The sequence below is a fragment of the uncultured Tateyamaria sp. genome (assembly GCF_947503045.1).
GTDB lineage: Bacteria > Pseudomonadota > Alphaproteobacteria > Rhodobacterales > Rhodobacteraceae > Tateyamaria.
This window is the reverse complement of record NZ_CANNCF010000007.1, coordinates 24,469-44,298: the sequence shown is the minus strand read 5'-3', so window position 1 is coordinate 44,298 and position 19,830 is coordinate 24,469. Positions and strand designations below refer to the sequence as shown.

The window sequence follows — 19,830 nt, the reverse complement described above, 5'->3', positions numbered from 1 at the left end:
GATTAGGAACGGCGTGTGAGGCCCGATGCCTTCCGTCCGTTCTAATTGTGTAATCGGAGCCGGAGCGAAAAAACGGAAATCGGTCTTACAGATTATGTGAGTTTGAGCGATCCGCTGGGCGCGCCTGCACACGAAAAGAAGTGTGGGCAGCGTGGGCATACGGCGGGGTCAGGATCGGGAGGAAACTGACCTTCGGCGACACCAGTTAAGAGAAGCCGAGCTTTCTCTCTGTTGTTGCTCAAGGCTTGAGACTTGATGTTTACACGCTCAGATGTGTCATCGGTCAGATGAACAGCTTCAACCACGCCAGATCCGCCAAATTCCTGCTCAGCAGCCATCATATATAGAGCATACTCCAGCCTTCTGTACTCGTCGCTTCTCTTATAACCTGTCCGCACGCGCCGGATCGCTGTGGAGCCATCTGCGAGAACGGCAACATCATCGGGATAGAGACGAAACCGCGCTCCTTGGATATTGACGGTGATCGGGTCCACGGATGTGAACTGCATTGTTTCGCCTGTGCGAACAATGGAGCCGATCAGCTTTGAAGCAAGCGCTCGGTAGCTATCAGCATATGCATGGTCGATCGGTCCGCGTTCTTTCCAAATCGCATCAAAGGCTCTCTCTGTCGCTTCGATCGATGGATTTTGCGACAGTCTCTGCTCTGCGACCCAGTCGATCAGTCTGTAGATGCAATCGTGTGTCTTTGAAAAAGCTGTGGATTTCTTTGCGCCTCCCAACCCAAGCAAATGAGTATAGAAGTAACGCCTAGGGCACTTTTCGTATGCCTGCAGCTGAGCTTGGCTCACAACAAAATCTGGATTGTTCAAAACTTCGATCAGCGCATACTGATTGATGGACGCTTCTTGTACTGATCCGGCAGCGGGTTCGCTCTGTTTGACTTGCCCGGCAGGAAGCCAGTCAAGATACCTTGATGGACTGCGGTTGGTCTTGCCATTGCGCTGAGTTTTTGAGCGATAGATCCGAAGATCCTTCTTTGCTCGGGAAAGAGCGACGAAGAATAAGCACTCCTCTTCATCTTCGTGGGCTTTCCTTGCGGCGGGTTTAATTCCAATGCCAGCATCGCCTTCGATCATGCCTTCCGGCGGTGGGCAACGCACACCGCGATAGTTGGAAGGAAAACTCGATGTTGTGAGCCCTGGAAGATGAATGGCCTCAAACTCGAGCCCCTTGCTCGCGTGGACCGTCATCATTCGAACTGCATCGAGCTGCAAAGCAGCCTCGGGGACTTGCCGCAAATCGCGCTCCTCTGCGAGCAAGACCATTTGACGAATTCGGTCGAGCAGTCGGTGTATTGGTGAACCAACTCCTGCGCCCCTTTGGTCACGAACAAAGTTCAGAAACTGCCAGATCGCCACCGCACGCAGCTTGCCGGATATCGTGTCAGCCGATCCTAGTTCTCGTGCGAAGTCCGTCTTGTCCAGAAGTAAGTCGGCGAGGACATTCCACGGGGATGAGTTAGCGTTATGATCTTCTAGGTCCGAGCAAATCCGCCCTAAGGCTTCACGGCCATCTTTTGAGATACCAGGAGCGTCTTTTGCCGACGCTAGAACAGCAGGTTCGCCATCCGATTGATCTCGAAGATACGACATGATCACGTACGCATCCTGCAGCGACATCTCATACGGCGACATCGTTGCAGCCCGAACCAGGGCATCGGCATACGGATCAACAAGAAGTTTCAGCAAACTAAGAAGGTCACGAATATCGTCGCGTTCAAACAAACTGCCTAAATGAAGAACAGGAATGCCCTCTGCTTCGAGGTATTTTGTTACTTCATCGAGGCGACCGTTAGATCGACACAAAACCGCTTGATCGCGAAACGCGACCCCTTGCTCTCGGAGTTCTAATACACTTTCCGCCACGCCAGATGCCTCCGAGGAAAGCGTTGGGAATGCGCGCACCTCTGGCGGAACACCTGAGGCACCCTTTTCCGCTATCAGATCCAGGGGTAGCATGCCTTTGGACGCTCCCATATGCGGGGCTATGGCGGAAAAGGTTCGGACAACTTCATGCGCAGAACGATAATTCTTCTCAAGCCTATCAATCGTTGCTCCCGGATAATCCTCGGCAAAGGCCGCCATGTTTCGCGATGACGCTCCACGAAATCGGTAAATCGATTGGCGAGCATCACCTACGACCCAAAGCCGCGCCCCATTCCCCGCTACTGCCTTTAAGAGCTTTGCACTCGCTCTATTAACGTCTTGATATTCATCGACAAGAATATGGCGGTGTCGAAGTTGAGCAGTTGCGCGCGCTGCCTCATTGACTTCGAGAAGTTCCGCCGGGCGTTTAATCAAGTCACCAAAGTCGACGCCCCCGTGCTGACGCAGGGCGGTTTCATAGAGATCATAAACATCGGCAATCTCGAGGCTTTTTTCCGCTAGCTTGATCTGATCTTCATCATCAGGATCACAGGCGGCTCGCATTTCAACGGCCATACTGCGATAGGCTTCAGGCCCCGCCATCTCATCCTTCGCACGGGAGATAGCGGTCACGATGTCGCGTAGGACACGAGCGGGATCCCAAAGATCTCGATAGTGAACAAGCGGAAGCGTTGGCAGTATTTCTTCTAAAACAGAAATTGCATCGCTTCTGTCAAAGAGTGTTGGATCGCTTGAGATTCCCAGAAGGTCGTAGTGCCTTCGGATCAGATCAAGGCCGAACGCGTGAAACGTTCCGATCCAAATTTTTGTTGCCTCTTCCGGCTTGTCCTTGATCAAGCGTTCCGAAAGTTCTCCGGCAGCGCGATTTGAAAAAGTGAGTACAAGAATCGATGCGGGATCTGCTCCTGTTTCGAGCAACCAATTGATGCGCTTAATGAGGGTTCGGGTCTTCCCTGTGCCCGGGCCTGCTTGAAGTTGGAATGCCGAGCCCTCATGACGGGCAGCTGTTTCTTGTTTCTCATCCGGTTTGGCGATGAACGGGGCAGCCGTCGGCTTCAACAACTCAGCAGATATTTCTGGGAGTAGGAGAGCATCGAATAGCTGCTGACGCACCAAATTGAGAGGCAGTCCTGTTGTCCCCGCAACATCGCGTGCATTCCATTTCTTGCCTAGGAATAATTCTCTCGCAAACGCACGAGGGAGCAGAAATTCGCGCGCAAAGACATTCGCGTGCAGTTCTCGTCTTTCTTTTGCGCCGTAGTCCTCCACTCTATCGAGACCAACGGGCGCGCTTTCGGTTGAACGCGTCGGGTCGATGTCGGCGGTATCGCAGCTAGAACTCCCTGCGTGCAAACGAGCGTGCCCGATCTCGTGGCCGACCAAGAGCACTCGATCGATAGGCTGGTCAGTTTGTTCACAGAGTATGTGTCCAGCTTGATCGTCATATAGCGCTTTGGAGCCCTTCAAGGCCGGATCACCGGGTTCCAACAAAAACAACTCAAGATCAAGGTCGGCGATCGCAGCATCGATCAGAGCATTTGGGTCAAGTGCCTCGACGCCTTGTTGCGTAAGTTTGAGATGAAGTTCGGCGGCGTTCTGTCGAACTGCCTCAAACACGTCCATAACTTACAACCCCAACAGATGCTTCTGTTGATCGCGAGACAGTCCGGACGACCTAACCGCTTCCTCAAAGCTTTGCTTTTGTCCGGCTACAGGCTTCTCTTCGGCCTTATGGAAGAGAGCTGGAGCAGAGGCTATTGATCCTGCAGCTAAATGAGCGGCCATAACGCTAGGGTCGACAGGAAGTTTATCTGCTGCGTGCTTTATAAATCCAGCGGTGTACGTCGTTTCGTCTATCTCGCGATCCCGAAGCTTCGCAACAAATAGGGTATTTGCCCCGATCCGCTTCGCGTACTCACGTACATCTGGGCGCTCTAAACCAGAAAATGGGTTCACAGGGGTAGCAACCGCAATTGCTGATTTCGTTTCGAAAGGCGCTCCTCCTGTCGACTGAACTTCTTCTTGGAACAACGCGTTCTCAAATCGGCTCATCGCTCGTGAAACAGCGGGCGCTATTGCTTCTTGATCATCTTCTTGGACGATGTCAGCGACTGGAGTGAGGGCATCAACCGCAAGCTCAATAGCAAGCGTGGTAAGAGCTTCAGCATACCCCGGATACTGACGGATCACTTGCTCCAAAAGGCCGGCGTCTGGGTACTCTCTCTCGGTCGCTAGTGCATACAGTGCAGCTTCAGGGATCCTTACTTTGGCTTGATTAGGATTTGTCATGGAGGTCCTCCAGTAGTGGAGCCAATGCAGCATCAGCTTGCCTTAACCGATAGCGTATCATTCGATCGCTACATTTGCATCTTACGGCGGCAGTGACTTCATCAGGGTTTTTTGAGTGGGTTTTGTAGCCAAGTATCCGGACTAGAACGAAGGCGTCGCGTAGGTCAGTTGGTAGCGCCTTCACCGCATCCTTGATGCGAGAGAAGATGTAAGCTGTTTCTTGATAGGGAGGCGCGCGAAGCGCTTCGACCACGATTTCAGCGACATCATCTTTAAAGTCTTCGTTGCCGGCGCCCCTTGTTGTCGGCATTTCAACGATGTGGTCCTTACGGACGTCCTCGGTTCGAAGATGATCAATGCGCAACCCTCGGAACGCACGATTGAACCGACATTCGTAGAAGTCCAGCGGCGTCTTTTGCCCGGCACAATCCTTCGCGAAAAGCACCACAAATTCACCTATGATGTCTTCACAGATTGTGTCGCGGTCAGCATAGGCATCGGCATTGATCCTGTTTCGAAGAACGCGAAAACAGCGCTCGGTCAGTTCTGCAAGAAGCACCCGCGCGACTTTTTGTTCTCCGGTCTTCAGTGCCCGGCGCGTCAGATAAACAAGCGTCTCCGGTAATAGGTGCTCTGAGCTTGCTGGTGATCGCATGTTGGCGCGTTCAATGAGCTGAACCGGGGCGAGGTTTTTGACAGCCGCAATCTGCGCCTCAACTCTGGCAGGCCGCTTATAGCCCTTATCAGGAGGATCATCCTCAGTTTTTGCACTTTGGGTCATTCTGCCCCCTCCAAAGTTATTCTAAGCTGCCTTGCGGCCCTGTCCTATGGCCCCTTCTTCCCTTTAATCGAGCGCAGTCTGCAAAAGCGGAAAGCCGATGGTGATTTTTTTTCGCTTTCTTGCCGCTTATCTAACAGTAATGAGCTTTCGGCCGTGCAATTATCTCATTCTTGGCAAGCGCCGATTGCTTACTGCAAGACGTCCGATTTGGGGAAGCTGCACCGCAGCGCGGTCCCCCTGTTCGGATGGAAGTTTTGCGCCGCGAGGCATAATGTCAGGCGGTGTCGCTTTTCCTGGCTCGCCAACGGTCAAGGAGTTCGTTGATGTTCAAACCTAGGCCGAAGAAATTTGGCTGCAGCATCACGACTTTGTTCGAAGCATCAAGCAAGTCGCCTGTATCTTGGAACCTTCTCGCAAAATCATCGTTCTCGCCTCGAACGAACTGAGCAAGTGACTCAAAAAATTGATGCCAATTACCAAAATGACTCTCGGCATGTTTCAGGGGAACTATCAACCTGAGACTGTCCACCTTTAGATCGTCAGGATGATCATTTGTAATGAGAAGCGCAGGCAAGATCTTAGTGAAACTGCCATCGCTATTGCCATCTCCAAGGTATTTTCGCGCAACGGAAGTTGTGAAGGCCTTACTGTCCGTGCCCATGGCCACGACAGCGTTGTCGCCGATCTCCCGCGCAATTTGTACGAAATTACTCTGTATTACATCGTATAGTGGGTCGCGATACTGACCGTTCACCACAAATATGTAAAAATTGATGTTGTCATCAACCGGTAGGTTGCTCAATTGATTTAGGACGTATCCCATTTTGTCTTCACCTAAACAGTTGCTTCATCAACATGACACGTTGCTACTAGTTTGTCTAAGAAGGCAGGCCCTCAATGCTGTCGACGAATACTACGATAATGAAGGTCCGCTATGGGGGCTGCTCATGCAGCATCCGAAATGAACGTTGGATGTCGGTTTAGGGCCGCCAACGATTTTTTTTGACCGGACCATACCGGCCATTGAACCGATAGTCAGCATGCTGCGGCGCGGCCCGTCGAAATAGACATTCGCTGAAGGTGCGACACACATATGCGTCTCGTTGCGTGGTCGCAATTGTTGTGATTTTTTGGCTCTTAGGCATTCTGGACAGTAGCCGATGCCGGTCGTACTTCCCTTGGGAACTTTAAGCGCCGAACTGCCTTTGCGTCCTTTCAATAAAGGATCCAATCTGAGCCAAAGGATCCTCCCCTTTCTGCGCTCTACTAGCCAATTCTTTTAGTAGCTCTCGTCCTACTCTCACTGTTGGGTTACCCTTTCGCACCAATTCCGGATCGAACTCGACAGAATTAGACCACATGCGATTTCGCCGGACCCACTTCTCGATACCGAGAGGTGCGTCTCCCCTACGGATGCAGAAGTCAGCGGTCATACCGGCGAGCAGGTCTGCCAACTGGATTGATGGGTGTTGTTCCGACGATCCGAACTCAAGCGGTACAATTAGGTTCCCCCGTAGGTGGGAGGCGGTTCGGCCGTTTGTTACTGGAACGGACTGTTCCTGACCGACCCAAGCATCAAAAAACTCGGCCATCGGAGCAAGAGGTTTAGAGTCGTCGCATAAGACCCGCAGTCTTGGGTGCCGATGCCCCCACCATTGAAACAGCAGGCTGAACAGAGATGACGAAGTTAGATCTAGGGCCCACTTTCCTGTTTCATCATTCTCCGGTCGCAGATGTTTGGTCTCCGCCTCGATTTGATTGGCGTAACCCAAACAGAAGCTCTGGATGCGCTGCATCTCGATTGGATGTTGACCGCCGACCACGAAAATATCTGGTGCGTCAGCCGGATCAAAAGAGCGCATAAATGCTTGCATCTGGGCGCTCAGTCCGGAGTAGTCAGCACCACTTTTCCACATTAGCGAGGTTATCGTATTCATCATGTAGCGGTGAAAATCGATACGGTAGAATGCGAGGCTATTTTTTGCGAGGACCGGCTCGAAGAAGTACTCAAAGAACTTGCCTGCCAGTGCGGCACGCTTATCGAATGTGACCACCCTCGATCTTTGGTCTGAAATCTCGCAAATCCGATTTGCTAAATATTCCCAGTCACCACGCTTCTTGAGACGTGTGGCCTTCAGTTCGTTACCTTGAAAACTGAAGTCGGCTTTAAGTTTGTCGAGGAAGTCCGCCGCTTCTTCTGCCGACAAGTCGTGAGAGGCATAGACGAAGTAGGGTTGAGATTCGTTTAGTAGATCGGGACCAGTGAAGCCCGATTCATCAAACGAAATTAATGTTCCAACCTGATCTAAGTCAGTCATATTTGCCCCCTGAATTCTCTTATCCCGAACATGCATCGGAGCGAAGAGAAAGGCTACTGACTACTAAAGTTCCACGCTAGACCATGGTGTAAATTACAAGGAGTTATGTGAATGACCACGATTGTTTGTTGGAAGTCGGTAGACGGTGGTGGGCGCGCGACCCTGAACCTATGTGCCGACAGTAGGTTTAGGGATGGGGTAGGAAACACTTGGGATCGCGGTCGGAAACTCTTCTTCTCAAACGTTCACGCCGATGTGTTCGGTTTCGTAGGTGAGGCTCTACCTCCCCAGACCGCGCTGGGACAACTTGTCGAAGCGATCGACAGTTCGTCTTTGGGCCCGCGCAGTGCCGATCCAAACCAGCGCCTGACGAACTACAAGTCTCATCTTGACGCTACTATTGGCACGTATCCCAAAACCAGTTCGGTCGAGATTCTGTTTGCTACGCGTGACGACCGCTCAATAGCAAAACCACTCTGTATGTGGAGTATATTTTTTAGTCCGGGAGCGATCTCTGGAACAATAAGTGTGGTGCCAATAGGTGCATCAAGGTCAGGACTCATCAGTGTTTTTGGATCAGGGGCAGGTGATTTCAGAACTGTCTTCACAACTGTTCGGTCAAAGCCACAGGGCGACAAAAGCCGTGCCGTGTATTGGGCATTCATGGACCATTTGGCTGCCGCCAGTGACCCATACACAGGAGGACCACCACAACTGGTCAGACTTGGGAACAATGGGCCCGCAATTCCTGTCGGAGTTTCCTATAGTGGGAAGAGGTTCTTATTGGGCTGCGAGCTCAACAAGTCACAACTGACGGAAACACGAATTAAAGATTGGCATGATGAGTTGTATCAATTCATCGACCCAGTGACTGGTGAGCGCCGGTCAAACGCTCAGAAGATCGCGCGGCCTATGAAATAATTTTGATTGGCGGAGAATCCTCACTGCAAAACGTGCGGTGTGGTAGATTCAAGCGATAGCCTACACAGTGAAAGTAGCGGTGAGCGGTTGCAAAATCTGGTACGAAAAGTTTGATACGGGCGAACACTAACCGTGGAAGTTTTGAAGCTTGCCAATGGATAAATCGAACCATTCCAAAAAGGAAGCAGTAGAGCTTTGGTCTCAGATGCTTGACCGGGCGAAAGAACACGAATGGTCCACATTTGATGACCCCGACTATGTGCATCCAGGCCGAGATGCGGCCAGCACTCGGCAAGCTTTCTCTGACGCCGGCTGGAGCGATGATGAAATCGATCTCAAAGACGAAATCGCTAAGGCACAGAGCAATGAAGCTCCAATCACCAGCCCAGGCGTCGCGCGGTTTACAGAAGCAGCACTGCATCGGTTGTCTCAACCAATTGAAAGTGCTGCCGCTCAGCTAAATGTGAGCAACAGGGACAAAGTTCACTTTGCTGTTGAACCAAAGTCGGGGCCGCTCCTATCAAAGATAAATGTCGTGATGACTGATCAATCGATCATCACGATGGGGTCTTTCTTTACGCGATACTGCGGGCTCGTTTCCCGAGCCTATATCCGAACAATGTTTCTGGCACCCATGTCCGTCGGCAGCGACTTCAACGAAGAATTTTTGAGGAAAGAGCTTCGCAAACGCCCCGATCTGATATTCTATTGGTGGCGCATATTCATCTCCTTCGCGCTGACAGGCACGCACGCATTGGCCCCTTTTAAGCCATCTTCCAAAGACGAAATATTGCTTATGGAGCAGGTCGCATTCGCTATGGAAATATTTGGTCTCGCTCATGAATACGCGCATCATGCATTGGATCATGGACGAACAGTAGTCTCTGAGACTGACGCGCATGGAGAGGAATTTGAGGCGGATGCTTTTGCTCTTAAGATTTGCAAAATCGTAGAAGCCGATCACAGGTATGCATGGGTTAAAGGTCAATCCGTCCCAAACCCATATCTTGAGACCGGAGCTGGCGGGGTCTTGCTCTTGTCCTCATTGGAGGTTTTTCGAAAGGCAAAGGACAGAATCTTTGTCAACAAAGCATATGACACCCACCCAAGTTTTCTCAACCGTAGCACCAAGATTAAGAACACCTACATCATGCAGCCTAACATGTACGCGACCTCTCTAGATTTCTGTGACGCAGTTGAAAACGTGTTACGATGTGTGATGCTCGAACTGGAACCCATGATGGGAAAATTCTCTCCCAAGGGTCTTGGTGATCTCGCGCCTGATGACTGGGAAGTGAAATCATTCGAATAGTCAGACCCTCCGCCCAAATTTACTTTCACTCCGGTGATCGGGAGTTGCGTGGCGTCCAGTAAATTGGCGCTCTGCTATAAATTTCAGTTTTGGAAACGCCCAACGATCACGATCTGCGACGCGTAGTATTTCAGCCCTCGCCCTCCAACACCTTTACTAGATGGGCGACATCATCATGTGTCACGACATGGAAACCAATGTGAAGGGTCTTGGCGATAGACTGGGCATGCGCCCGTGACATGTTTTGATGCTGTGCAAGCATATCCGGTTTGTGGCCAGGGCGTGAACGGGAGGTGTCCAGCGATCGGTTCCTAGCAACGCGTGCTGGATCAGCCTCCAGATGCACCATGACCTTCACTTCTAGCGCTTTGAACACGTCGCTCGATATATTCGTCAGACCTTCTCCATGATCAATAACCACATGCCCATCCATAATAATCAGTTCCGCGGTCGGATCACGTACCAGCGCAAACCCTCGGATTAGAAGGCGCTGGTTCTCATCAAGATTAGCGTGGCGCATGGCATCGCGGCCATCCGGAGCGGCCTCGCGGGCGGTTGCAATGAGGCTGCCGCCGGTGACATGCTGAAAGGCCACAAGGTTAGCAAACTTGACCAGAAACGTCGTCTTCCCGACGCCAGAAATACCCGTGAATGCGACGACGCGCTGCCTCATACTTCAAATTCCAAATCAGCCCGCTCGACAAGACCTTCGATCAACGCATGAGAGAGCTTGTAGATTGACTGCTGAGGATGGCCTTTTATGACGCCCATTGTTTTGAGCTCGTCAATCGAAACCGCTGGTTCGATATAGGAGACCAGCAGATAATTTATCACCTTGACTGGTCGCACCGGCGTCGCACCCCACTCCTTGAGTTGTTCCTCACTGTAGACGGATCGCCCACCTGTCAGCTGCATGAGGTCTTTTGTAGACCTTGCCAGTGTGACGCTCTCCAAGATGCCGAGTGCCGTGATCGCCTGTGACGGGGGATTCTTGGACGTGCTCTTGTAGAAGAAAAGCAGCGATCCTGCCGGTCCCAGTTTCGACTGGGCGCGACAAAGATAGACTTTGCGGATCGTATTGCCCGGTCGGGTGATCGTTTCAGCGCGCGATGCTCCACCGAAAAGATCCGCTTGGATCGGCCGATAAAGGTCAGGATAGAGCGTGTCGTGATAGCCCTCCTGGATCGGGATACCGAACCCGAGCGTATCATCATCGAGCACAAAACGCGGATAGTGCTCACGCGCTTGCTCAAAGTCTGTCTTGTCATCACGCCGAGTAAGCGCCACCGCAGAAAAATCGCGTTCATAGATGAACTCGCCATTGGCATTCGCACCAGCATTCCGAAATCCGTAGTATTCCAGAAGCTCCATCAGCGCTTCCTGATCTTCATAAGTCGTGAGGTAGGCAAGTTCGTATCGGTTGCTCTGCGCATACCAGAGGACCTGCTTCAGAAGCAGCTCCCCCAACTTAACCCCGCGACTATCAGGTGCCACCTTAAAGGTGCAGATCTTGAGAATCTTATCAGCTTTCGTGACAGCGTCGGTATCGCTCCCGGGCTCGTCCTTTCGAACGATCAGCCCGGCCAACTGCTCGTTGTCATAGACGACCCAACACGAACGGTGCTGCTTTACGCATTTCTCTCGCCACCAGTCGTCAAATTCGGGATAATCGTTCTTAAGACTGTCGAAGAACCTGTCCTGACTGTCAATCTCATGCGCCTCGACCTCGCCGACATGGCGGATTGGCACTTCTTTAGGCTCATATGTCTGGATGAGCAGTTCAGTCGCGTCGCTGACGAAAAGTACGCGCCGCGCCAAATCGGGTGAACGGTTCTGAGCGCGCTGATGAAGCCCCTTGTCTTGGGTGACAAGAAAATCTGCGGCACCCTTTTCAAGGGCATGGAGAAGGGTCGCATCTACAACATCATTGGGCTTTTTGAGCGGACCAAAAGCTGCATCAAGATCAGACCGTGCCAATCCGCGCTGTTTTTTCAGAAGGCGGTACTTTGCAATCTTGCTGAGCGAGATTTGTCGTCGCGCAGCCTGTTTGTCACGCGCCAAGTCATCCTTGGCAGCCTCATGCACGAAGATGTCGACCTTGTGGGTGAAGGCGAGTGCGTGAAACCGTGAATACGCCGCTTCAACTGTATGGTTATCCTCGAGCCCGATCAGGATGTTCGTATCAATGAGATACGATTGCTGGCTCATCTTGAAGGGCCTTTCTCAGATCGTGCTTGGCGTAAAGGAAGGATTGTGGAGGCTCAAAACCGAACTTTTCGCGAAGTTCGCTGAGCGGTAGGGGCCGGGAGAACGCTTTCACTTCGTCAAAGACCAGAGCAAACCCGTGATCAAGCCCATCAAAATACTTTTCAAAATGGGGCCGCTCGATAAACGCGGTGCTCTCAAACTCTGTCCAGATCTGTTCCACTGGAAGTTTCAAAACATCCCGGATGGACGCCGTGCCGACCATCGCCTTCACAGGTGAACTTGAATAGATATAGGCCAAAGCGCCATTCGGCGCAGCGACCGGGAAACGGCGCCTGAGTTCGACAGTCTTGTGGCCGGCCAAGATTTTCTCTGAGTAAATGGGTTTGATCGAAAGAACCACGTCGCGCTGCGGTTTGAAAGGTTCATCTCCGAGCAAAGGCAGCACAAGTTGATCATCATGTCCCTGTTCGATGTCGAATGCACCATCGAGACGCGCTGAGAATGGCGCATCCACGGGAAAATGGGCGTTCAGGCGCAGAGAGGCCCCAAGAGCTTCGACATAGCGTTGCACGGTGCTGAGATAAATCTCGCCCCCCTTTTCAATCTTTGAGATTGCCGCCTGTTGAACGGCCATGCGCTCTGCGATCTGATCTTGGGTCAAACCAGCTAGCAGGCGCAGCCTGCGCAGCTCAGGGCCAACGGATGCCGCACCATGTGCGCTTGGCACCGCCTTGGCTTCGACTATCTGTCCTGTGAGTTTGCCCATATCTTACCTCCTGCTTTTGGGAAGTCTTGTAGGCGTCCACAACATTCCACGCAAGGAATATTTGGTGGCATACCACAACATATGGTGCTATATCGTCTCCATACAGCCAATTTTGTCAGCTAAGGAGATCTCCGTTCAAGCCATGTATCTTTTGCCGTGAAGACGCGGCGCAATCGCTCTCGCGCGAACATATCCTTCCAGAGTCTCTAGGCAACACTGAGCATTTTTTGCCGCCAGGCGTCGTTTGTGACAGGTGCAACAACTACTTTGCACGCAAGATCGAAGGTCCTCTGCTTGAGACCGAGTACTTCCGGCATGCGCGAGCGACGATGCAGGTGGAAAACAAGCGCAAGCGTGTCCCCCCTCAATTTGGTGTGATCCCGCAGTTGAGGATGCCCGCAGACGTTTGGCTGGACGGGCAATCAATCACAGTGCAACCGCATGACAGGTCGCGCGACGGAGAGTTTGAACGATTTCTGCTGACCAACAAAGGGGGCTCACTCTGGTTGCCAAACCCTACCCATTTCGACGACCGACTTATGTCCCGCTTTCTTGGAAAGGTCGCAATTGAAGCCTTAGCAAAACGACTGAGCGGCACAGAGGGCTGGCGGAAAGAGATGCTGTCACAGGAGGCAATGGAGCCGTTGCGACGATATGTGCGCATCGGCGACCAAAGGGAAAGCTGGCGTTTTAATCGCAGGCGTCTCTATCCCCAACATCAGAGCTTTGGATCAGATAAAGCGCCCTATCAGATATTGCATGAGTTTGATTTTCTCTACACGAGGGACTGCGAGCTGATTTTCGTCCTCGCGCTCTTCGGGGAAGAGTTCGCAATCAACATGGGCGGATCAGAAACCGAGCGCTACCAAGAATATCTTCAGGAGAGCAAAGGAACGAGCATTTTGGCACCGTGGCATTAGTGACTTCTCAAATAGATGTCCGTTTTTGTGACGTTGCAAATAGAACCTCGCGCTCGCAGCGCATGGCCGGAAACCGCTCTAATTTCTGAGGACTTCCAGAATATCGACGCGCTCAAGCGCCCGTTTAAGCGCATGGTTCGAGACCCGCACGTAGATCTCGGTCGTCTTGAGGTTCGCATGCCCAAGGAGCGCCTGGACCATACGGATGTCGATGCCCGCTTCGATGAGAAGCGTCGCGGCCGAGTGCCGGAAACGGTGCGGGGTCAGATGCGGTTCAATGCTAAGGCGTTTTGACAGTGCCCGGAGCCGCTTGCGGAAGGTGGCCGCGCGGAGCCGACGCCCGGCCATGTTAAGGAACAGTGGCGAGGCAATCGAGCCGTCTTTGGAACGCATCTGACAGAAGCGTCGAAAGTCCTCTTGCAGCTCCCGGTTCGGCACGAAGACGATCCGTTCTTTGCTGCCTTTGCCTTGCACGAGTATCTGGCTTCCGTCCGACGACACATTGCGGACCTTCAGATTCGTGAGTTCACTGATGCGCAGACCTGTGACGATCAACAGCTTGATGAGCAGGATCGTAACGGCATTCTGCGCGTCCGGTACAGCGTGGTCCGCGCCCGGGCTCGACCGCGCATCGATTGCGCCGCCGTTGGCTCGAAGAACCAATTTGAGCGTGTCGCGATCAATTGGGCGCGGGAGACGCCGCGGGATCTTCACGGTGATCCGGATATCTGCGAATGGGGAGGGCAGGGCGCTGTTTCGATCCTCGCGCCAAGCATAGTACGATTTGAGGGTCACGAGCCGGCGTTCGATAGTCGCAGGCTTGGCGCACAGCTCGTCGCGTAAATGCCGATGATAGGCGAGGATGTCGTCTTTCGACAGCGGGTCGCTGAGTTGCTGGGCCTTGGTGAAGCGCGCGAAGGTGCGAAGATCTTGGGCATACGCACGGAGCGTATGGTGGCCAAGGCTGCGCTCATCGCGGCGCGAGTTGACGAAGGCGGTGTGATCGAAGCGAGACATGCTGAACTCCTATGTTTGAGTTCAGCCAGTTCAGCACAGGCAGTTCGCTCCGCCGAAATTACCCGCCGGAGCGGTAACGATAATGGGACCCATTACCCTCCGGGCTGACATTTAGATCTGACCTCATAAACTCGCCCTTCGCGGACGAAGTGACCCTTTGCTGCATCAGCTCCAACGGCCGTTTGCAAACTCGTTACGATTTTCTTATGCGATATCGTGACCCCCCTGAGGAACTACTTTCGCAGGTTAAATTTCATCAGATAAGGCCTTTTGCCTCAGCTCGGTCAAAGCACAAATTGCTGCATCAAGATCCCTCTCGTTGACCAGAACATGATCGTAGATCAATGCACATTGCGGAACGATGGATATCCCGGCATCCGCGAGGCAGTTCACAGCGGGTTGAAGATAGCCCGCGACTTCAACGTCGAGTGGAATATCGAACGTCAGGCAAGCAAACGGTCCGTGACTGTTGCGACAAATGACTGATGCGTCCCAATCATTCCAAATAGTATCAGGCAAGATCACGGCGACTTCGTGTTGATCGCAAATGATTGAGAAATAGTGGTCGAACGGAGCGGCTTTCGCGACCAGATTCAACGCACTCGCTCTATCCTTAGGATCAAAACTCACCATGCAATAAAGATCTGGCCAAACGATCAGCCGTGACTTTTTCCAAAGGTCTTTGATTGCGTCATTTTTGAAAACCCTCAATTTCGCCTCCAAGCAAACGGTATCGTCGCCACACAGAAAGTAAGGAATGTTTGCAGATTGGCCAAAACGCACGCTCTCGAATAGTTGTTTCCGGGCGATAGGCGGCCAGTGCGCGACTCGTAAAGTATTTTGAGATAACAGGAAACTGGTCGTTCAGGATACATGTAGTTCGAGGGTAGAACACCAGTTCATCACCACAGATATGTGGCTAAGAGCTTCGCTATCTTAGTGTTCTGAATTTTTTGGAGGGTCGAGTAGATATTGAAATGGGAACGTTTAACGCATTCCGCACACGACCTTTGTTAAAGGAACAGCACGTGATTCAGACCGCGAGCTGGCTGATAAACTTGATCTTAAGGTAAGCGTCAAATCCTTCGGGGCCGCCTTCTGCGCCAAGACCGCTGTCTTTGAAGCCACAAAACGGTGCCTCGGCCAAAGCGGGAGAGAATTCATTGATCCCAACCCACCCGGCCTCAAAATCATTAGCGATATCCGTGGCAATTTTGAGGGAATTGGTAAATGCATAGGCGGCCAACCCATAGGGGAGCGCGTTGGCGCGCGCTAACACCTCGGCATAGGTTGTGAATGACACAATCGGCGTGACCGGGCCAAAGGGCTCTTCCGTCATCAAAAGGGCGTTGTCAGGAACATCACGGATCAGCGTGGGTTCGAAAAAGCACCCGCCTTCGTACCGTTTGCCGCCATGGGTGACCGTCGCGCCGTGCTTGACCGCATCATCGACTATCTGTTCCATCGCTTTGACCCGGCTTTCATTGGTCATCGGCCCCATGGTTGTGGATGGGGCCATGCCATCGCCGACCTTCAATGCTTCGACATGTTTTGCAAAGGCCGCATAGAAGGCGTCAAAGGCGGATTCCTGTACAAAAATGCGGCTGACACCAAGGCAGACCTGACCCGCGTTGCGGTATTTGAAATCGGCCGTCAGAGCTGCGGCGCGTTCAATATCGGCATCGCTAAAAACAACGACGGGGGCGTGGCCACCCAGTTCCATTGTCACGGGCTTCAACTGGGCTCCGGCCAACTGGCCCAGCAATTTACCAACCCGAACTGACCCGGTCAGGGACACTTTGGCAATTTCAGGCGCGTTCACCTGACGTTCAGACAAATGGGCGGGATTGCCCGTCAGCTGCCCGATGGCGCCGTTGGGAACACCGGCATCGTGCAAGGCGCGAATGATGTCAGACACAGCGCTTGGTGCCTCATTGGGGGGATTAAGAATGATCGAACACCCAGCGCCCAAGGCGGCGGCGAGCTTGCGACAGCTTAATACAACCGGGAAATTCCACGGTGTAAAGGCCGCGACCGGGCCGACCGGTTCCTTGATCGTCATCTGACGGCCTGATGGCCTCCGCTGCGGATACATCCGACCATAGGACCGGATTGCTTCTGCGGCGCACCATTCAAATGTCTCGGCACAACGGCTCAACTCTCCGCGCGCCTCGGCGATGGGTTTGCCTTGCTCAGCGGTTAGTTTCAGCGCGATGTCTTCTTTGCGGTCGTCGATCAGCCGCGCGGCCTTGCACAAGATTTCGGCGCGGTCCCATGCAGAGGTTTTACGCCAGATTCCAAATCCTGATTTGGCAGCGTGCAGGGCCCAGTCAATATCAGCATCTGTCGCAACGGCAACTTGGCCAATTACCTGATTGTTGGCTGGGTTGACCAGATCAACGGTGGTTCCATCAGAGGCGTGGACCCAAGCGCCATCAATGAACAGCTGTACGTTGTCCGTCATGATATTCGGTCCCTACAAATTCGCTGAAACGCGATCGAGCGCGTGTTGCAGAATATCGAAAATTTCATTCACGTCGTTTTCGGTTACGATCAACGGAGGGCAGAACAATAGCTGGTCGTCCGCATTGCGGAACAACAGCCCGTTCTTTTTTGCTTCATCGAACACTTTCACACCCAAACCAAGGGACGGGTCGAACCGTTCCTTGGTGGCTTTGTCCGCGACCATTTCAACTGCGCCCAAAAGCCCGACGCCACGCGTTTCACCCACCAGGTGGTGTTCGCTAAGCGCATTCAGTCTGGCTTGAAACACGGGCGCAATGGCCCGCACATGCCCAACAATATCGCGTTCCTGATAGATGTTTTGCGCTTCAAGCGCGACAGCGGCCGCAACGGGATGGCCGCCATAGGTAAACCCATGTCCGAATGCACCCTTTTGATCCCCAAGTTCTTGAATGCCTTCAAAGACGTCTTGGGTAATACCCACTGCAGAAATGGGCTGGTAGCTGGCCGATAATCCCTTAGCCATGGTCATGATGTCGGGTCTGAGATTGTAGGTTTCGGAGCCGAACAGATTTCCGGTCCGCCCAAAGCCACAGATCACCTCATCCACCACAAAGAGGATGTCATATTTCTTTAGGATCGGTTGGATTGCGTCGAAATATCCCTTGGCCGGGGGCAATACCCCACCGGCACCTTGCACAGGTTCGGCAAAGAAGGCGGCGATGGTGTCCGGGCCTTCGTCTTGGATCAATTGCTCTAACTCGGTGGCGCGGCGCGCAACGAACGCTTCTTCGGTTTCGCCCACTTCGCCGTAGCGATAGAAATGCGATCCGCCGATCTGCAAGAACCGCTCAATCGGCAGGTCAAAGCCGTCTTGATTGATTGGAATCCGGGTCAGCGACGCGCCTGCAACCGTGACACCGTGATAGGAATTTTGCCGGGAGATGATCTTTTTCTTGGCGGGGCGCCCCTTGGAATTATTGAAATACCAGACCATCTTTATCGCTGTATCAATCGCCTCTGATCCCGAGCAGGCGAAAAAGAATTTCTCAATTCCCTCTGGTGTGATCTCTGCCAGTTTGGCCGCCAGCTTGATCGTGGGCACCGGCGCGCGGCCAAAGAATCCATGGTAATAGGGCAATTCGCGCATTTGCTTTTCTGCGGCGACCACCAGACGTTCTTCGTTAAAGCCGAGCGAAGCACACCACAGCCCGGCCAGTCCTTCGATATATTGCTTGCCGTCTTCGTCGGTGACACGAATGCCGCTCCCGCCAGTCATGACCATTGCGCCATTTTCCACAACCGCCCGCGGGTTGGTGTTCCCGTGAATGTGATGTCGTGCATCAAGCCCCGAAAGTGTGTTCAAGCCAAGCGTGTCCACAATGATCCCCTTCCATGCATTATCCTGGTGCCCATTAGGCGGCCGTTGCACCTGTGTAGCATCTACTCCTATGTTGGAAAAATACATAAAGCCACCAATCAATGTTGGGAAAACCAATGAAACCTTCTATCCGCACCATCAGATATTTCGTCGCCGCATGCGAACTTGGTAGCATCAGCAAAGCATCCGTCAGCCTGTCAATCTCAAACTCGGCGATCTCGGCAGCGATTGATGCGATGGAGCAGGAGTTCGGGATGAAGCTTTTGCTGCGTCAACGGTCCAAAGGCGTGGCTCTTACGGCGGCTGGCCGCAAAATATTTGCCAACGCCAAGCATCTGCTGGACGATTTTGAACATTTCCTGTCGCGCGGAAAAGAGATAGGCACAAAACTGACCGGGACGCTGAAAATTGGATACTTTGCGCCTGTCAGCCCGGCCTTTCTGCCCGAAATATTGGCACAAGTCATCGATCAGGGCGAAGATGTTTATTTCGACTTGATCGCTTGTAACAATGAACAGTCGCAAGAGGGGCTATTGAGCGGCAGGTTCGACGTCGCCATTTTTTTGAATTACGCGGTTCACTCGGACATCGCCCACAGCACGTTAATGCAAATTCCACCCTATCTGATTGTTCCCGAACAGCATTGCTTTGCGACACGTTCCTCGGTCCGGTTCGCTGAGCTAGAAGGCGAGGATTTCATCCTACTAAATCTTCCGACGACCCAAGACTATTACGACAATATGCTTCGGAAATTCGACGTAAGACCCAATCTGGTAATGGGTGCCAGTAGTGTTGAGATGGTCCGCTCGGCGGTCGCCAAGGGGCTTGGGTGTTCTATTTTAAATATGAAGCCCGCAACCAATGAAACCTATAGTGGTGCCCGTGTAGTTTGCGTGCCTATTTCAGATCCTTTGGAGCCAACACTGGAATTGGTTATCGGGCATCTCGAAGGGCCGCTCCAAATGCTCTCTCAGGTCTTTGTTGATCGGTGCAAAACCTACTTTTCGAGCGGCATGGCGCAGTTGCATAAAGTTGTTCAGGCCGAAAGTACGCAATGACAAATCAACGCAACACCAAATGCAGACATTCACCGCATTGAAAAAATTGGTAAGATGATTTCTCTAAAGACTTTCGCAGTGCTATTCACCAATGGCCGCCATCACGGGCGGGAAAGACAATTTTTGGTTATCGGTACTCCAAGATCCGAAGCTGCCAAGCGGGCAGGGCGGTAACGATAATGAGACCTCCGTATCATCATTACTGCCGTTCGTAGCCGCTTGCTCAGTGTCGCGCATGCTTTAGCCTACGAGCGAGAGATCAATTTAGATCGGAATGACACATCGGTCTGAAGGTGCCCAACGAGGTCAGATCAATGTCCGGCTATCGCCACCAATACGCGGATAAATGACTGATCGGGGGAGATTGACATTCCCGGCTGGCGAAGCGGAGTTGAGCCTGCTCTCCCTCTCCCTCTCCCTGTCATGGTCATGTTCAGGGCCGGGGTAGTTTGACCCCTTGGGTCACGCCTCGCCTTGGACGTCGACTTG

16 protein-coding genes and 1 pseudogene are annotated in these 19,830 nt (G+C 52.7%); 5 read left to right on the top strand and 12 right to left on the bottom strand.

Annotated features, from left to right (window positions below):
• Positions 1–92: 92 nt before the first annotated feature.
• From Q1A89_RS21155 to Q1A89_RS21135, 5 genes are all read right to left on the bottom strand, one after another.
• A complete protein-coding gene (locus tag Q1A89_RS21155) occupies positions 93–3,530 on the bottom strand; it encodes an ATP-dependent helicase (protein ID WP_299733361.1) in 3,438 nt (1,145 codons plus the stop codon).
• Positions 3,531–3,533: 3 nt separating this feature from the next.
• On the bottom strand, positions 3,534–4,196 hold the full coding sequence (locus tag Q1A89_RS21150; RefSeq protein ID WP_299733359.1) for a hypothetical protein: 663 nt from the start codon (positions 4,194–4,196) through the stop codon (positions 3,534–3,536).
• Positions 4,183–4,977 (bottom strand): hypothetical protein, encoded by a 795-nt coding sequence (locus Q1A89_RS21145; RefSeq protein WP_299733357.1) that lies wholly within the window; start codon positions 4,975–4,977, stop codon positions 4,183–4,185. The genes Q1A89_RS21150 and Q1A89_RS21145 overlap by 14 nt, the downstream gene beginning before the upstream one ends.
• Positions 4,978–5,251: 274 nt before the next feature.
• A complete protein-coding gene (locus tag Q1A89_RS21140) occupies positions 5,252–5,800 on the bottom strand; it encodes a hypothetical protein (RefSeq protein ID WP_299733355.1) in 549 nt (182 codons plus the stop codon).
• Positions 5,801–6,164: 364 nt separating this feature from the next.
• A complete protein-coding gene (locus Q1A89_RS21135; protein ID WP_299733353.1) occupies positions 6,165–7,295 on the bottom strand; it encodes a DUF3800 domain-containing protein in 1,131 nt (376 codons plus the stop codon).
• Positions 7,296–7,406: 111 nt separating this feature from the next.
• On the opposite strand from Q1A89_RS21135, the gene Q1A89_RS21130 reads away from it, so the two are divergent.
• Positions 7,407–8,216, top strand: a complete 810-nt coding sequence (locus Q1A89_RS21130) for a hypothetical protein (protein WP_299733351.1) — start codon at positions 7,407–7,409, stop codon at positions 8,214–8,216.
• Between the two features lie 154 nt (positions 8,217–8,370).
• Positions 8,371–9,528, top strand: a complete 1,158-nt coding sequence (locus Q1A89_RS21125) for a hypothetical protein (protein WP_299733348.1) — start codon at positions 8,371–8,373, stop codon at positions 9,526–9,528.
• A 130-nt stretch (positions 9,529–9,658) separates the two neighbouring features.
• Here Q1A89_RS21125 and Q1A89_RS21120 read toward each other — a convergent pair whose 3' ends face one another.
• The 3 genes from Q1A89_RS21120 to Q1A89_RS21110 are packed head-to-tail and all read right to left on the bottom strand — an operon-like array spanning position 9,659 to position 12,502.
• Positions 9,659–10,201: an AAA family ATPase gene (locus Q1A89_RS21120; protein WP_299733345.1), complete on the bottom strand. Its 543-nt coding sequence runs from the start codon at positions 10,199–10,201 to the stop codon at positions 9,659–9,661.
• Positions 10,198–11,736 (bottom strand): GNAT family N-acetyltransferase, encoded by a 1,539-nt coding sequence (locus Q1A89_RS21115; RefSeq protein WP_299733342.1) that lies wholly within the window; start codon positions 11,734–11,736, stop codon positions 10,198–10,200. Before Q1A89_RS21115 ends, Q1A89_RS21120 begins: the two co-directional genes overlap by 4 nt.
• Entirely contained in the window at positions 11,711–12,502 is a 792-nt protein-coding gene (locus Q1A89_RS21110; RefSeq protein WP_299733339.1) for a helix-turn-helix domain-containing protein, read from the bottom strand. The genes Q1A89_RS21115 and Q1A89_RS21110 overlap by 26 nt, the downstream gene beginning before the upstream one ends.
• A 59-nt stretch (positions 12,503–12,561) precedes the next feature.
• Here Q1A89_RS21110 and Q1A89_RS23555 point away from each other — a divergent pair.
• Both Q1A89_RS23555 and Q1A89_RS21105 read left to right on the top strand, forming a co-directional pair.
• A pseudogene (locus Q1A89_RS23555) lies at positions 12,562–12,783 on the top strand (HNH endonuclease); the annotation flags it as partial.
• A gap of 48 nt (positions 12,784–12,831) precedes the next feature.
• On the top strand, positions 12,832–13,422 hold the full coding sequence (locus Q1A89_RS21105) for a hypothetical protein (RefSeq protein ID WP_299733336.1): 591 nt from the start codon (positions 12,832–12,834) through the stop codon (positions 13,420–13,422).
• Positions 13,423–13,500: 78 nt separating this feature from the next.
• Here Q1A89_RS21105 and Q1A89_RS21100 read toward each other — a convergent pair whose 3' ends face one another.
• The 4 genes from Q1A89_RS21100 to Q1A89_RS21085 form a co-directional block, all read right to left on the bottom strand.
• On the bottom strand, positions 13,501–14,439 hold the full coding sequence (locus Q1A89_RS21100) for a tyrosine-type recombinase/integrase (protein WP_299733333.1): 939 nt from the start codon (positions 14,437–14,439) through the stop codon (positions 13,501–13,503).
• 246 nt (positions 14,440–14,685) lie between these two features.
• Positions 14,686–15,222: an ACT domain-containing protein gene (locus tag Q1A89_RS21095; RefSeq protein ID WP_299209222.1), complete on the bottom strand. Its 537-nt coding sequence runs from the start codon at positions 15,220–15,222 to the stop codon at positions 14,686–14,688.
• Between the two features lie 250 nt (positions 15,223–15,472).
• Positions 15,473–16,903 (bottom strand): NAD-dependent succinate-semialdehyde dehydrogenase, encoded by a 1,431-nt coding sequence (locus Q1A89_RS21090; protein WP_299209225.1) that lies wholly within the window; start codon positions 16,901–16,903, stop codon positions 15,473–15,475.
• A 12-nt stretch (positions 16,904–16,915) separates the two neighbouring features.
• Positions 16,916–18,400: an aminotransferase gene (locus tag Q1A89_RS21085; RefSeq protein WP_299733329.1), complete on the bottom strand. Its 1,485-nt coding sequence runs from the start codon at positions 18,398–18,400 to the stop codon at positions 16,916–16,918.
• Here Q1A89_RS21085 and Q1A89_RS21080 point away from each other — a divergent pair.
• On the top strand, positions 18,400–19,341 hold the full coding sequence (locus Q1A89_RS21080) for a LysR family transcriptional regulator (protein ID WP_299733326.1): 942 nt from the start codon (positions 18,400–18,402) through the stop codon (positions 19,339–19,341). The genes Q1A89_RS21085 and Q1A89_RS21080 overlap by 1 nt on opposite strands.
• Positions 19,342–19,830: the final 489 nt, after the last annotated feature.

What these genes read in the sequence shown, in the direction of transcription:
- Q1A89_RS21155 (WP_299733361.1), bottom strand. Translation starts at nt 3,530, where the DNA reads ATGGACGTGTTTGAGGCAGTTCGACAGAACGCCGCCGAACTTCATCTC.
- Q1A89_RS21150 (WP_299733359.1), bottom strand. Translation starts at nt 4,196, where the DNA reads ATGACAAATCCTAATCAAGCCAAAGTAAGGATCCCTGAAGCTGCACTG.
- Q1A89_RS21145 (WP_299733357.1), bottom strand. Translation starts at nt 4,977, where the DNA reads ATGACCCAAAGTGCAAAAACTGAGGATGATCCTCCTGATAAGGGCTAT.
- Q1A89_RS21140 (WP_299733355.1), bottom strand. Translation starts at nt 5,800, where the DNA reads ATGGGATACGTCCTAAATCAATTGAGCAACCTACCGGTTGATGACAAC.
- Q1A89_RS21135 (WP_299733353.1), bottom strand. Translation starts at nt 7,295, where the DNA reads ATGACTGACTTAGATCAGGTTGGAACATTAATTTCGTTTGATGAATCG.
- Q1A89_RS21130 (WP_299733351.1), top strand. Translation starts at nt 7,407, where the DNA reads ATGACCACGATTGTTTGTTGGAAGTCGGTAGACGGTGGTGGGCGCGCG.
- Q1A89_RS21125 (WP_299733348.1), top strand. Translation starts at nt 8,371, where the DNA reads ATGGATAAATCGAACCATTCCAAAAAGGAAGCAGTAGAGCTTTGGTCT.
- Q1A89_RS21120 (WP_299733345.1), bottom strand. Translation starts at nt 10,201, where the DNA reads ATGAGGCAGCGCGTCGTCGCATTCACGGGTATTTCTGGCGTCGGGAAG.
- Q1A89_RS21115 (WP_299733342.1), bottom strand. Translation starts at nt 11,736, where the DNA reads ATGAGCCAGCAATCGTATCTCATTGATACGAACATCCTGATCGGGCTC.
- Q1A89_RS21110 (WP_299733339.1), bottom strand. Translation starts at nt 12,502, where the DNA reads ATGGGCAAACTCACAGGACAGATAGTCGAAGCCAAGGCGGTGCCAAGC.
- Q1A89_RS21105 (WP_299733336.1), top strand. Translation starts at nt 12,832, where the DNA reads ATGCAGGTGGAAAACAAGCGCAAGCGTGTCCCCCCTCAATTTGGTGTG.
- Q1A89_RS21100 (WP_299733333.1), bottom strand. Translation starts at nt 14,439, where the DNA reads ATGTCTCGCTTCGATCACACCGCCTTCGTCAACTCGCGCCGCGATGAG.
- Q1A89_RS21090 (WP_299209225.1), bottom strand. Translation starts at nt 16,903, where the DNA reads ATGACGGACAACGTACAGCTGTTCATTGATGGCGCTTGGGTCCACGCC.
- Q1A89_RS21080 (WP_299733326.1), top strand. Translation starts at nt 18,400, where the DNA reads ATGAAACCTTCTATCCGCACCATCAGATATTTCGTCGCCGCATGCGAA.